Source organism: Anabaenopsis sp. FSS-46, assembly GCF_029891665.1.
Classification (GTDB): domain Bacteria; phylum Cyanobacteriota; class Cyanobacteriia; order Cyanobacteriales; family Nostocaceae; genus Anabaenopsis; species Anabaenopsis arnoldii.
This window is the reverse complement of the sequence record NZ_JANQDG010000012.1, coordinates 1-12,604: the sequence shown is the minus strand read 5'-3', so window position 1 is coordinate 12,604 and position 12,604 is coordinate 1. Positions and strand designations below refer to the sequence as shown.

The window sequence follows — 12,604 nt, the reverse complement described above, 5'->3', positions numbered from 1 at the left end:
CTAACCACTTGACAGAATAATTGGATCTAGATATGTAAATTTTTCTGACAACTTCAACATTTATAGGAAAATTATGTACTGGGAGCCTATTTAATCATGTTACAAGGATGGATACAAATCGCCTTTACCCTAGTCATAGTCATCGGCACAACTCCATTATTAGGAAGGTATATAGCACAAGTTTTCATGGGAGAACAAACACTACTCGAACCCATAATTAATCCCTTAGAAAGAATAATTTATGCCTTAAGTGGGGTGCGTCACCAGGAAAATATGACAGGATGGCAATATACCCAAGCCTTGCTCTATAGCAATTTAGTCATGGGGATTTTAGTTTATTTAATCCTCATGTTCCAAGAATGGTTACCCCTAAATCCCACAGGATTAAGCGCGCCTAATTGGGATTTAGCATTACATACTACCATTTCCTTTGTTACCAACACCAACCAACAGCATTATACTGGTGAAACCACCTGGAGCTATGCCAGTCAAACCTTCGCTTTAGGTTTTTTAATGTTTACCTCAGCCGGTACCGGTATAACAGTTAGTATAGCCTTTATTCGTGGTTTAACTGGCAGACAGTTAGGCAACTTTTACAGTGACCTCATCAGGTCAATTACCCAGATATTATTGCCCATATCAATAGTTGGCGGCTTATTATTGCTATTGGCTGGTGTACCAGAAACCTTAGCAGGACCAGCAACAGTCACCACCTTAGAAGGTGCCACCCAAGTAATAGCCCGTGGTCCAGTGGCCCACTACGAAATTATTAAAGAACTCGGAGAAAACGGTGGTGGCTTCTTTGGTGTCAACTCAGCACATCCCTTTGAAAATCCTAATGGCTTCTCTAACTTATTAGAACAGTGGGCGATGATGGCCATACCCACATCACTAATTTACACCTACGGTATATTTATGAATAACCGTAAGCAAGCATGGTTAGTATTTTGGATGGTATTGATAATTTTCCTCTTCTTAGTAGGAATCACAGCAGTAGGCGAATTTGAAGGAAATCCCTTAGTTAATTCCCTCTTAGGAGCAGAGCAACCCAACTTAGAAGGAAAAGAAGTAAGATTTGGTTGGGCGCAAACCGCACTCTGGGCGGTCATGACCACAGCCACAATGTGCGGTGCTGTCAACGGAATGCACGATTCCTTAATGCCTCCTGGGGGTTTTGTCACCCTCTTTAATATGTTCTTACAAATAATTTGGGGAGGACAGGGAACCGGTACAGCGTACCTATTCATCTACTTAATTTTAACAGTATTTCTCACAGGCTTAATGGTAGGGAGAACACCAGAATTTTTAGGCAGAAAAATTGAAAAAAAAGAAATTGTTTTAGCCAGCATCATCTTATTAGTTCACCCCTTCGCCATTCTGATTCCTTGGGCGATTGTCTTTGCCTTTCCTAATAGCCTCTCTGGTATTAGTAACCCTGGATTTCATGGAGTTTCCCAGGTAATTTACGAATATGCTTCTGCGGCAGCTAACAACGGTTCTGGTTTAGAAGGATTAAATGATCATACCCTATGGTGGAACCTGAGTACAAGTATCAGTATCTTAGCTGGGCGTTATATCCCTATCATGGCACTGTTACTTTTAGCAGATAGTATGTCTGGTAAAAAACCAGTACCTACCACCACCGGAACCCTGAGAACCGACACCAAACTATTCACAGCAGTTACAGCGGGGGTAATTTTAATCCTGGGCGCTCTCACCTTCCTTCCCGCCCTAGTCCTAGGTCCGGTAGCAGAAGCATTTCAACTAGTAGCAGGAAACTAAGCAAAAATTCCACCCATTCACCTAAAAATGGCAACAACTACAAGACGGCGAAAAAAACGCAGACATAAACCCCAAGTCCCACCCTCTCAACTATACCCCCAAGCATTCCGGCAAGCATTTGTCAAACTCTACCCACGTAACATGATCAAAAATCCAGTCATGTTCCTAGTTTGGTTAGGTACTCTCATTACTGCACTGATGACAATTGCACCAAACATATTTGGCCCAACTACAGGGGAAAATCCCCGACTATTCAACGGACTAATCACCTTAATTTTATTCTCTACCGTTGTCTTTGCTAACTTTGCCGAAGCCGTAGCCGAAGGACGAGGTAAAGCTCAGGCGGATGCTTTGCGCTCTGCAAAATCGGAAGCCAAAGCCCAAAAAATTCTCCCCGATGGTTCCATTCAAGAGGTAAATTCTACAGCCTTACGGCGAGGGGATACAATCAAAGTTACCGCTGGTGATGTCATACCCGCCGATGGTGAAGTAATTAGCGGTGTAGCCTCCGTTGATGAATCAGCTATTACAGGAGAATCAGCACCGGTATTAAAAGAACCGGGTTCAGACATTGCCAGTTCTGTAACCGGAGGAACCCGTATAGTCTCCGACGAGCTGATCATTCGAGTCACCACCGACCCCGGACAAGGTTTTATTGACCGCATGATTAGTTTAGTAGAAGGCGCTTCCCGCAGCAAAACACCTAACGAAATTGCTTTGACAGTTTTGCTGGCAGTGCTCACCCAAGTATTTTTAGTGGTAATTGCCACATTACCTACGGTGTCATTTTACCTCAACTCACCCCTGAGTATTGCCGTACTCATAGCCTTATTAGTAGCCCTAATTCCTACTACCATCGGCGGCTTATTAAGTGCGATCGGCATTGCGGGAATGGATAGAGTAGCTCAATTTAATGTGATTGCCACTTCCGGGCGTGCAGTTGAAGCTTGCGGGGATATTAACACCCTGATCTTAGACAAAACCGGTACGATTACTTTGGGAAACCGCCTAGCAGAAGAATTTATTCCCGTCAACGGTCATTCTATGGTAGAGGTAGCCCAAGTTGCCCTAGCATCCAGTATCTTTGATCAAACACCAGAAGGTAAGTCAATTGTCACACTGGCAGAGAAATTAGGCGCAAAATTAGATTTTGACCCCCAACAAGCCGAAAGTATGGAATTTTCCGCCAGAACTCGCATGAGTGGCACTAACTTATCTAACGGCGTAGAAATTCGCAAAGGCGCAGTCAATGCTATTAAAGGATTTGTCAGGTCTCGCAATGGAGATTTAACATCTGAGCTTGACACCGCCTTTGAAAGAGTCTCCCAACTAGGTGGCACTCCCCTAGCTCTATGTAAAAACAATGAGATATATGGTGTAATTTATCTCAAGGATATAATCAAGCCGGGGATTCGGGAACGATTTGACCAGATGCGACGCATGGGCATTAAAACCATCATGCTCACAGGTGATAACCACATGACCGCATCTGTAATTGCCCAAGAAGCCGGAGTTGATGACTTCATCGCCGAAGCCACCCCGGAAGACAAAATTACAGTCATTCAGAGTGAACAAGCCCAAGGAAAACTGGTAGCCATGACCGGAGATGGCACCAACGATGCCCCTGCCTTAGCTCAAGCCAATGTAGGTGTAGCAATGAATACGGGTACTCAAGCAGCCAAAGAAGCCGCTAACATGGTAGACCTAGATTCTGACCCCACCAAGTTAATTGATATTGTCACTATTGGTAAACAATTGCTGATTACCCGTGGTGCACTCACCACCTTTTCCATTGCCAACGATATCGCCAAATACTTCGCCATCCTCCCGGCTATCTTCGCTGGTATTGGTGTTGGCCCTCTCAATATTATGGCTTTAACCAGTACCCAATCTGCCATTCTCTCGGCCTTAATTTACAATGCCTTAATCATTCCCGCCCTCATCCCCCTAGCACTAACTGGCGTTAAATTCCGACCACTCACCGCCGACCAACTTCTACAACGGAACATATTCATCTACGGACTGGGCGGCGTGATCACACCCTTCATTGCCATCAAAATCATAGACCTTTTGATCACAACCATAGGACTGGCATAATCCCACAGCTTTTGGGTTTTAATTATGAAAAAACTATCTTTTACCCTCTTCCTCACACTCATTCTGAATTTATTCCTAGCACAAATCCTTTACGCTGCCACCCCTGAAGCAATATCACGCTCTGCATCCTACGCCATTACCCTTTTAGGACTTGCAACTTTTGCCGTCAGTATGTATTTGTTTGTCGTCATTTTTCAACCAGAGAAGTTTTAACTATTTTACTTATGTTTGATTCCTCTGATCATATTCATCTTCTCCCCCTCCGACGTGGGAAACATAAAATTTTTATTGGTATGGCTCCCGGTGTCGGCAAAACTTACAAAATGCTTGAGGAAGCACATCAACTCAAACAAGATGGAATTGATGTAGTGATCGGAATCTTAGAAACTCATGGACGCAAGGAAACCGCCATGAAAGCCGCGGGAATAGAGGTAATTCCCCAAAAAGCTTTTATCCACCAGAACGTTACTCTACAGGAATTAGATACAGATGCAATTGTGCAACGTTCCCCTCAACTCGTTTTAGTGGATGAACTCGCTCATACTAACGCTCCTGGTTCCCCAAGGAAAAAACGCTATCAGGATGTAGAAGTCATTTTAGCAGCGGGAATTGATGTTTATTCTACTGTTAATATTCAACATTTGGAAAGTTTGAATGATTTAGTCGCGAGAATTACAGGTGTTGTGGTGCGAGAGCGCATTCCTGATTATGTGTTAGATGAAGCTGATGCTGTTGTGGTGATTGATGTGACACCACAAACTTTAGAAGAGCGCTTACAAGAAGGTAAAATTTACGCTGCTGAAAAAATTGAGCCATCTTTGAAAAACTTTTTTCGCCGTCGTAATCTGATTGCTTTAAGGGAACTAGCATTAAGAGAAGTAGCAGATACCGTGGAAGAAGAAGCAAATACTGCCAACTTTTTACAGCCTAATTACAACATTCAAGAACGGGTGTTAGTATGTGTATCTACTTATCCTGGTTCTGTGCAATTATTACGCCGAGGCGCACGTATTGCCCACTATATGAATGCTCGACTGTATGCTGTGTTTGTGGCCAATCCTGAACAATTCTTGACTAAAGAAGAAAGTTTACACATAGATACCTGTGAGCATTTATGCCGGGATTTCGGCGGAGAGTTTCTACATATTAAAAGCCAAAATGTTGCTCAAGAAATTTCTCAACTAGCAACAAATTATCATATTACACAAATTATTATTGGTGAAACTAAACAGCCGCGTTGGCAAAGATGGTTTCAAAAGTCTTTTACTCAACAAATGATAGATTTAACTAGAAATAGAAATATAGATTTACATATTATTTCCACAGATAAATAACTCAATGTTCAAATAAATCTTTAAATTGCAATAAATCTAAGGTGACAAGGGTCGGTAAAACTTGAAAGCATTCTTGAGCAATTTCCCAACGTTCTTCCCGTTTGAGCATCGCTGTAAGTTTTTGCTGTACACTCAATAGGTAGCGGACATCATTAGCAGCATAGTTGAGTTGAGCCTCTGATAAATTGGCAGCGTTACCCCAATCGGAACTCTGAGAGCTTTTATCTAATTCTATTTGTTCTAATTCCTGAACTACATCTTTGAGTCCATGACGATTGGTGTAGGTACGAGCTAGCTTACTGGCAATTTTGGTACAAAACACAGGTTGAACTCGAATCCCCAGATGATAACGCAAAGCCGCAATATCAAAGCGGGCGAAGTGGAAAACTTTCACCACGTTGACCGCTTCCAAAAGTATCTTTAAATTTGGGGCTTCGGTTTGGCCTTTGGTGATCCCAATTACGGTGACTTGTCCCTGAAGATTACATAGCTGAACTAGACAGAGGCGATCGCGCTGTGGTAATAGTCCCATGGTTTCAGTATCCACAGCGATCGCCTCTGATTTTAAATACTCAGCCAAAGCAGCCTCAGTCAAGTCACCTATGGCCGCGCCACGTAGGCTATCACTGATTTGAAAATCTTGTAATGTCATGAACTACCTAAATATAAATGTAGTGTCTTTGAGAAAAAAACTATCAGACACTACATTAATTATGATGCCAAAATCGGTGTAAATCAATCTATCTACTGCGAATAAAAATTTGAGTTAGGTAAACTTCTCCTTCCTTGTTGGTAGCAACACCAATCCCCGTGAGGTCGTAGTCGCCATGAATATTCTGCAAGTGTCGCGGACTTTTCAACCACCCGGTAATGGCTTCGCCGACTGGATTACTATATCCTTTATTTAAGGCTAGATTCTCTGAGGCGTTATTATACTGTAGGGGAATGGCAGTGACACGCTGTTCAAATCCCTCATGGCTAAACGGGACTTTACCATTAGCCATGTTTTGGCTATGAATCCTCGCCTGTTGGCTAATATCTGTATTTAGTCTCAACTTTGGCAGATTCTGAGAGACTCGATATTGGTTAATTTTGTCAAAAACTGATTTCTCTAGTGCATTGGTTTTAATAGTAGTAGTAGTAGTTAACATTGCAGCCTGACTTGGAGGAATTAACAAAGGTTGACTACGATTAGTTGACTCTGTAGACCTGTGAGACGTTATGGAGGTATTCATTAATCCACTCGCAAGGACAAGCGTACTTAAAGCGATACCAAAAGCAGGTTGTCTAAACATGGACAGTTGCTTGATATGTGTAATTGCTAGACCTATAATCTAACTTCTGGTTCTAGGAATATATAACAGGATAATCTCGAAAATTAATTAAATTCAGGCATTTTGGCAAATAATCTTTAGTTTAATTAATGTATAATTTAGAACAATATAAATAAATGCCGACAATCTTCCACCGCTTCTATAACACTACGCATTTTGGTGAGGATGTTTTAGTTCTTGAGAAAATTTGTCCACAGATGAACACAAATCTAGAGGTCTTAGCGGTGTACAGATAACTTTATGGTAGATACCAAGTAAAATACCTATATAAATAAATTTTTAACTTGTGAAAGCTCTTGTCAGAAGAAATAATCAAATCACCACAAGATATATGTTTAAGTCCTTATTACTCCCAAAGGTTGGGAAAAGCATATTTGGGTGATAGTCTCCATCTGGTAAAATCCATGGAGCCGAATACTATTAATCTGATCCTCACTTCACCACCATTTGCTCTCGCACGTCAAAAAGCATATGGTAACGAAAGCCCAGAAAAATATATTGAATGGTTTTTACCTTTCGCTCAGGAGTTTAAAAGGGTTCTAACTAATGATGGCTCATTGATTTTAGATTTGGGGGGCGCTTACCTGCGTGGTCATCCGGTGCGCAGTATCTACCAATATGAACTTCTGGTGAGACTGTGTAAAGAGGTTGGCTTTTTTTTAGCCCAAGAATTCTATCACTATAATCCTGCACGATTACCTACCCCTGCGGAGTGGGTGACAATCAGGCGAGTTCGTGTGAAAGATTCGGTAAATGTAGTTTGGTGGTTGTCAAAAACACCAAATCCTAAGGCTGATAACAGAAAAGTTTTAAAGCCATATAGTCAGAGTATGAAACAACTACTGAAAAATGGCTATAAAGCTAAAATGCGCCCCAGTGGTCATGATATTTCTGATCAGTTTCAGAAGGATAATCAGGGCGCAATTCCGCCAAATTTGCTAGAAATTGCCAATACTGAATCCAATAGCGCTTATTTACGGCGTTGTAAAGCAGAAGGGATTAAACCCCACCCCGCGCGGTTTCCTGTCAAGTTCGCTGAATTTTTCATCAAGTTTTTAACTGATGAGGGTGATATGGTGTTAGACCCCTTTGCAGGTTCCAATACCACTGGGTTTGTGGCTGAAAGTTGGGAACGCCGATGGATTTCTTGTGAAATTAATCAGGATTATGTGATGGGGAGTCGTTATCGGTTTAGTGATTGAAGAGCGAGACCTTGATTTAACTTACCACTGCGATAACCTTCTAAATCTAGAGTGACATAGATAAATCCCAACTCCTGAAATGCAGTAACTAGGGACTGTAAATTGGTAGTCAAGATAAAATCTTTGATATTTGCTGGTAATAATTCAATTCTGGCGGTATCACCTTCAGAACGCACGCGCAAATTCTCCCAACCCAGTTTTCGCAGATAAATTTCTGCTCTACCTACTCTTTGTAACTTGGCTATGGTAATCTCTTCACCGTAGGGAAAGCGAGAACTTAGACAAGGTTGAGCGGGTTTATCCCACCAGGGTAAACCGAGTTGTTGTGAAAGTTGACGGACTTCGGCTTTGCTGACACCGACCTCTGCTAAAGGCGATCGCGCACCTCTTTCTTTTGCTGCTTGAATTCCTGGGCGATAGTCCTGTAAGTCATCAGCATTCACCCCATCTACTACATAGGGATAACCTAACTGCATAGCTAAGGGTTTGAGGGTATCATGCAATTCACTTTTGCAAAAATAACAACGGTTGACAGGGTTAGAAGTGTAATTGGGATTGTCCATTTCATGAGTTTGGACTATTCTATGGGGAATCCCTATAGTTGCGGCTTGAATTTTCGCATCTTCTAGTTCTTCTGGTAACAGGGAAGGAGAAACAGCTGTGACAGCCAAAGCGCGATCGCCCAATACATCATAAGCAATCTTGGCCACCAAAGTGCTATCAATTCCTCCGGAGTAGGCAATCAAAGCCTGTTGCATTTCGCCAAATAAAACTTTTAACTGGTCAAATTTTTCTGTCAACATGATTTTGAAATCTACTCTCAACCCTATAGCACCCAATTAATTCTATTCTAGGGGATGTGTATATGGGTTGAACACCCACCGAAAACATCAAACTTATGGATATACAAATTGCTCAACTAATTGTTAATGGTATAGCTGTAGGTAGCATTATCGCCCTGGCCGCAGTGGGATTGACCCTGACCTACGGTATTTTACGGTTATCTAATTTTGCTCACGGTGATTTTCTCACTCTCTCTGCCTATTTGACCCTGTTACTCAATACCAGTGGTATCAATATTTGGCTATCCATGATTCTGGCGAGCGCGGGAACAGTAGCAGCAATGCTACTGTCTGAAAAGTTGTTATGGGCAAGAATGCGCTCTATTCGTGCTACCTCCACAACCTTAATTATTATTTCCATTGGGCTGGCTTTATTCCTACGTAATGGTATTATCTTTTTCTGGGGCGGTCAAAACCAAAATTACAATTTACCCGTTACCACTGCTTTGAATGTTTTTGGCATCAGGATACCCCAAAATCAATTGCTGGTATTGGGGTTAGCAGTGGTGGCAATTTTGGCCTTGCACTACCTGCTGCAAAATACCAAAATTGGTAAAGCCATGCGTGCAGTTGCTGATGATTTAGACTTAGCTAGGGTTTCTGGGATTAATGTCGAGCAGGTCATCCTGTGGACTTGGATTATTGCGGGGATATTCACCTCTTTGGGTGGCAGTATGTACGGATTGATTACAGCAGTACGTCCCAATATGGGCTGGTTTTTGATTTTGCCCTTATTCGCTTCCGTAATTTTAGGCGGTATTGGTAACCCCTACGGTGCGATCGCCGCCGCGTTTATTATTGGTATCGCTCAAGAAGTGAGTAGCTTGTGGATCGGTTCACAGTATAAACAAGGTATAGCACTGTTAATGATGATTTTGGTGCTGCTCATTCGCCCCAAAGGTTTATTTAAAGGTACGATTTAAGCAGCACCGTCCACTTCTAATTATTCAATGATGTGGAAATAATAAGCTGCAACTAAGAAGTTAACAGCTAATAACAGCAATGCCCAGGCCGCACGGAAGGTGTAGGGGGGTTTAGCGCCCGTTGCTGGAACGGGGGAATTTTGAACTTTAGCCATCAGTCGTTCTCCTTCTTTTTTGACTTTATTCAGAAATACCAAACAGTCGTACCAAAAAACCAAAATCCTTTAAAAATATTTGTCAACCTTCCTCACCAGCATGGTAGGAGCTACGCACCAAAGGACCACAACGGACGTGGTTAAATCCCATTTGCCGTGCTACCCCTGATAGTGTATCAAATTCTTCTGGTGTCCAGTATTTTTGCACTGGCAAATGTTCTAAGGAGGGACGCATATATTGGCCGATGGTGAGGCGATCGCATCCCACCGCCCTTAAATCCGCCATAGTTTCTATAACTTCTTCCCTGGTTTCACCGTGTCCCACCATTAAACCGGACTTAGTGGGGATAGTAGGATCAATTTCTTTCACCATAGCCAACACATTCAGGGAGCGATCGTACTTAGCACCCCGACGCACCGGACCTGTTAACCGCCGTACCGTCTCCACATTGTGATTAAAACAAGCCGGTTTAGCGGTGACAATTGTGGCTATTCTTGCTCGTTGTCCTGATTCTCCCGCACCAGCGCCGCCCCAAAAATCTGGTGTTAGCACTTCGATTTGAGTTTCTGGATTTAACAGGCGAATATTATCTATTGTCTTGACAAAATGCCCCGCCCCCTGGTCTGGTAAATCATCACGGGCTACAGAAGTCAGAACCACATAACGTAATCCCAACAGTTGCACAGCTTCAGCTACTTTTTGCGGTTCCTCTAGGTCAATAGGCATAGGGGCATGACCCTTATCTACTTGACAAAAAGCACAAGAGCGTGTACAAACTGGGCCTAATAGTAAGAAAGTGGCAGTTTTTTGACCATAGCATTCTCCTCGGTTGGGGCATCGTCCCTCTTCACAAATTGTATGAATTTGGCGTTGCTTAATAATCCGTTGTACAGTAGAAAGCTCACTAGCCCTGCCAATAGAGCGGCGTAACCAGCTAGGCATAGTTAGGCTCCCGGTGGGGAGGGGTTGGGGTGCTGGTTGTGGCGTAGTCATAGACATTTAAGCAATATCCAAAAGTACTGTGGCCCTAATGATGGCTTTGACACAAATTTAACATAATTCAGCAGGGGTGCAAGTTTCTGGCACCCCCTAAAGTTGCAACATCCAATCTACAACTCTTCTAGTTCTGGTGTTGAGATTATACTTACCTGGTTTTTCTCCACCGCTGTTGCTTGTAGCATTGCAGTATTAGAGATAGAATTGTTAGCCAGTGTAAATAGTGGATTGGACAAAATACCGGCGATGGAAGTCGCAATTAAAGTTACTATTAGTCCCACTTGCAAAGGTCTAAACCCTGGCAAGTTCCACTGTACTGCTGGATAATTTTTGACTACCTCTGACATTTCTTGGGGTTCTTTGACTACCATCATTTTTACCACGCGAATGTAGTAATAGATGGAGACAACACTAGTAACTAAGCCCAGTAAAACTAACCAGTAAAGTCCAGCTTGCCAACCAGCCCAGAACAGGTAAATCTTGCCAAAAAACCCAGCTAATGGCGGAATACCACCCAAGGAAAGTAGAGATATACTCAAACCGAGTGTAAGCAGTGGGTCTTTTTGATACAATCCAGAGTATTCGGCAATTTGGTCTGTTCCTGTGCGTAGGGAGAAGAGAATCACGCAGGTAAAACCGCACAGGTTCATGAACAAATACACCATGAGGTAAAATACCATGCTGGCGTATCCGGCTTCAGTTCCCGCAATCATGCCAATCATCACAAATCCAGCTTGAGCAATGGATGAATAAGCTAACATCCGCTTCATGCTAGTTTGGGCCAGGGCGACTATGTTACCCAATACCATACTTAGGACTGCAAGGGCAGTGAAAATAAATCTCCATTCCTCCGCAACTAGGGGGAAGACTGTTGTCAGCAAGCGAATGGCCAGGGCAAACCCAGCGGCTTTGGAACCCACCGATAAAAAAGCAATCACCGGGGTGGGAGCGCCTTCGTAAACGTCTGGGGTCCACTGGTGAAAGGGTGCGGCGGAGATTTTAAAGCCGATACCGGCAATCACGAAAATTAGGGCAATTACCAAACCTAAAGACTGACCACCATTAGCAGCAGCAATACCACTAGAAATCGCCCCTAATTCTGTTTGTCCACCTGATAGACCATACAGCAGGGAAACACCGTATAAAAATATTGCCGTACTGGAGGCTCCAATCAACAGGTATTTCAGCGCAGCTTCGTTAGAGCGGGGATCACGCTTGGTATAACCTGTGAGTAAGTATGAAGAAATACTGAGGGTTTCCAGTGAGATGAAAATCATCACCAACTCACTAGCACCGGATAAAAACATCCCTCCCACGGTAGCAGTGAGCAAAATAGCGATGAATTCTGCTAAAGCAGTACCACTTTGCTCAATGTAGCGAATTGACATCAATATAGTTACCGCAGCAGACAAAGCAATAATACCGCGAAAAACAATACTCAGGTCATCACCAATAAAGCTCCCGGTAAAGGAAATGGGATTAGTAGCATCCCATTGAAGATAGAGAGCGCCAACCGCAGCCACTAAACCGGCGATCGCCACATATCCAATCCAGCGTGAGGAGCTACGTCCCAAAATCAAATCAACAATCAAAACCCCTAAGAGGGTGACAATTACAATCCCCTCTGGCAAAATCGTTCCAGCATTTAACTGGGATGTCAGATTAGAAAAATCCATGAGATATATAGGTTTTGACGATTAGACATTAAGGAAGCATCTGAGTTTATTCTATTGTTACCGTTGGATATTTTCGATATTTCTGTAAGGTTTTCTCAAAAATTCTTCCCGTGTCATCCATTGTAGGACTTACGCATTGACAGAATAACAAAATAGTGCATTGATAAATAAGGGTCGTCTAGTAATGGGTATGGGAGAATGAGAGAAATTACTAAACCCTCGACAGCACAATGCAATCTAGACATCTACACCTTATTTTTGC

12 protein-coding genes are annotated in these 12,604 nt (G+C 42.8%); 6 read left to right on the top strand and 6 right to left on the bottom strand.

What is annotated here, in order from left to right; genetic code table 11:
• Positions 1-96: 96 nt before the first annotated feature.
• Genes kdpA through NWP21_RS01455 form a run of 4 tightly spaced genes read left to right on the top strand, consistent with a single transcriptional unit; the run spans position 97 to position 5,213 of the window.
• A complete protein-coding gene (gene kdpA, locus NWP21_RS01470) occupies positions 97-1,782 on the top strand; it encodes a potassium-transporting ATPase subunit KdpA (RefSeq protein ID WP_280791340.1) in 1,686 nt (561 codons plus the stop codon).
• A 27-nt stretch (positions 1,783-1,809) separates the two neighbouring features.
• Positions 1,810-3,879: a potassium-transporting ATPase subunit KdpB gene (kdpB, locus tag NWP21_RS01465; RefSeq protein WP_280791339.1), complete on the top strand. Its 2,070-nt coding sequence runs from the start codon at positions 1,810-1,812 to the stop codon at positions 3,877-3,879.
• A gap of 24 nt (positions 3,880-3,903) precedes the next feature.
• A complete protein-coding gene (locus tag NWP21_RS01460) occupies positions 3,904-4,092 on the top strand; it encodes a potassium-transporting ATPase subunit F (protein ID WP_280791338.1) in 189 nt (62 codons plus the stop codon).
• An 11-nt stretch (positions 4,093-4,103) separates the two neighbouring features.
• Positions 4,104-5,213: a sensor histidine kinase KdpD gene (locus NWP21_RS01455; RefSeq protein ID WP_280791337.1), complete on the top strand. Its 1,110-nt coding sequence runs from the start codon at positions 4,104-4,106 to the stop codon at positions 5,211-5,213.
• 1 nt (position 5,214) lies between these two features.
• Here NWP21_RS01455 and NWP21_RS01450 read toward each other — a convergent pair whose 3' ends face one another.
• Both NWP21_RS01450 and NWP21_RS01445 read right to left on the bottom strand, forming a co-directional pair.
• The gene (locus NWP21_RS01450) at positions 5,215-5,865 is read right to left on the bottom strand and encodes a ribonuclease D (protein ID WP_271734633.1); all 651 of its coding nucleotides are present in this window, start codon (positions 5,863-5,865) and stop codon (positions 5,215-5,217) included.
• Positions 5,866-5,953: 88 nt separating this feature from the next.
• Entirely contained in the window at positions 5,954-6,508 is a 555-nt protein-coding gene (locus NWP21_RS01445; protein WP_271734634.1) for a CAP domain-containing protein, read from the bottom strand.
• Between the two features lie 335 nt (positions 6,509-6,843).
• Here NWP21_RS01445 and NWP21_RS01440 point away from each other — a divergent pair, with 335 nt between their 5' ends.
• Positions 6,844-7,749, top strand: a complete 906-nt coding sequence (locus tag NWP21_RS01440) for a site-specific DNA-methyltransferase (RefSeq protein WP_280791336.1) — start codon at positions 6,844-6,846, stop codon at positions 7,747-7,749.
• On the opposite strand, the gene larE is transcribed toward NWP21_RS01440, so the two are convergent.
• Positions 7,731-8,552 (bottom strand): ATP-dependent sacrificial sulfur transferase LarE, encoded by an 822-nt coding sequence (gene larE, locus NWP21_RS01435; protein ID WP_280791335.1) that lies wholly within the window; start codon positions 8,550-8,552, stop codon positions 7,731-7,733. The genes NWP21_RS01440 and larE overlap by 19 nt on opposite strands.
• A gap of 95 nt (positions 8,553-8,647) precedes the next feature.
• Here larE and NWP21_RS01430 point away from each other — a divergent pair, with 95 nt between their 5' ends.
• The gene (locus NWP21_RS01430) at positions 8,648-9,514 is read left to right on the top strand and encodes a branched-chain amino acid ABC transporter permease (protein WP_271734640.1); all 867 of its coding nucleotides are present in this window, start codon (positions 8,648-8,650) and stop codon (positions 9,512-9,514) included.
• Between the two features lie 20 nt (positions 9,515-9,534).
• On the opposite strand, the gene psaX is transcribed toward NWP21_RS01430, so the two are convergent.
• The 3 genes from psaX to NWP21_RS01415 form a co-directional block, all read right to left on the bottom strand.
• Positions 9,535-9,669 carry a photosystem I protein PsaX gene (gene psaX, locus NWP21_RS01425; protein WP_089090711.1) on the bottom strand — a complete coding sequence of 45 codons (135 nt, stop codon included), beginning with the start codon at positions 9,667-9,669 and terminating at the stop codon, positions 9,535-9,537.
• Positions 9,670-9,751: 82 nt separating this feature from the next.
• A complete protein-coding gene (gene lipA / locus NWP21_RS01420; protein WP_280791334.1) occupies positions 9,752-10,663 on the bottom strand; it encodes a lipoyl synthase in 912 nt (303 codons plus the stop codon).
• A 116-nt stretch (positions 10,664-10,779) separates the two neighbouring features.
• Positions 10,780-12,342, bottom strand: coding sequence for an NAD(P)H-quinone oxidoreductase subunit N (locus NWP21_RS01415; RefSeq protein ID WP_280791333.1), 1,563 nt, complete (start codon positions 12,340-12,342; stop codon positions 10,780-10,782).
• Positions 12,343-12,604 lie beyond the last annotated feature (262 nt).

What these genes read in the sequence shown, in the direction of transcription:
- NWP21_RS01430 (WP_271734640.1), top strand. Translation starts at nt 8,648, where the DNA reads ATGGATATACAAATTGCTCAACTAATTGTTAATGGTATAGCTGTAGGT.
- NWP21_RS01460 (WP_280791338.1), top strand. Translation starts at nt 3,904, where the DNA reads ATGAAAAAACTATCTTTTACCCTCTTCCTCACACTCATTCTGAATTTA.
- lipA (WP_280791334.1), bottom strand. Translation starts at nt 10,663, where the DNA reads ATGACTACGCCACAACCAGCACCCCAACCCCTCCCCACCGGGAGCCTA.
- kdpB (WP_280791339.1), top strand. Translation starts at nt 1,810, where the DNA reads ATGGCAACAACTACAAGACGGCGAAAAAAACGCAGACATAAACCCCAA.
- kdpA (WP_280791340.1), top strand. Translation starts at nt 97, where the DNA reads ATGTTACAAGGATGGATACAAATCGCCTTTACCCTAGTCATAGTCATC.
- psaX (WP_089090711.1), bottom strand. Translation starts at nt 9,669, where the DNA reads ATGGCTAAAGTTCAAAATTCCCCCGTTCCAGCAACGGGCGCTAAACCC.
- NWP21_RS01450 (WP_271734633.1), bottom strand. Translation starts at nt 5,865, where the DNA reads ATGACATTACAAGATTTTCAAATCAGTGATAGCCTACGTGGCGCGGCC.
- larE (WP_280791335.1), bottom strand. Translation starts at nt 8,552, where the DNA reads ATGTTGACAGAAAAATTTGACCAGTTAAAAGTTTTATTTGGCGAAATG.
- NWP21_RS01445 (WP_271734634.1), bottom strand. Translation starts at nt 6,508, where the DNA reads ATGTTTAGACAACCTGCTTTTGGTATCGCTTTAAGTACGCTTGTCCTT.
- NWP21_RS01455 (WP_280791337.1), top strand. Translation starts at nt 4,104, where the DNA reads ATGTTTGATTCCTCTGATCATATTCATCTTCTCCCCCTCCGACGTGGG.
- NWP21_RS01415 (WP_280791333.1), bottom strand. Translation starts at nt 12,342, where the DNA reads ATGGATTTTTCTAATCTGACATCCCAGTTAAATGCTGGAACGATTTTG.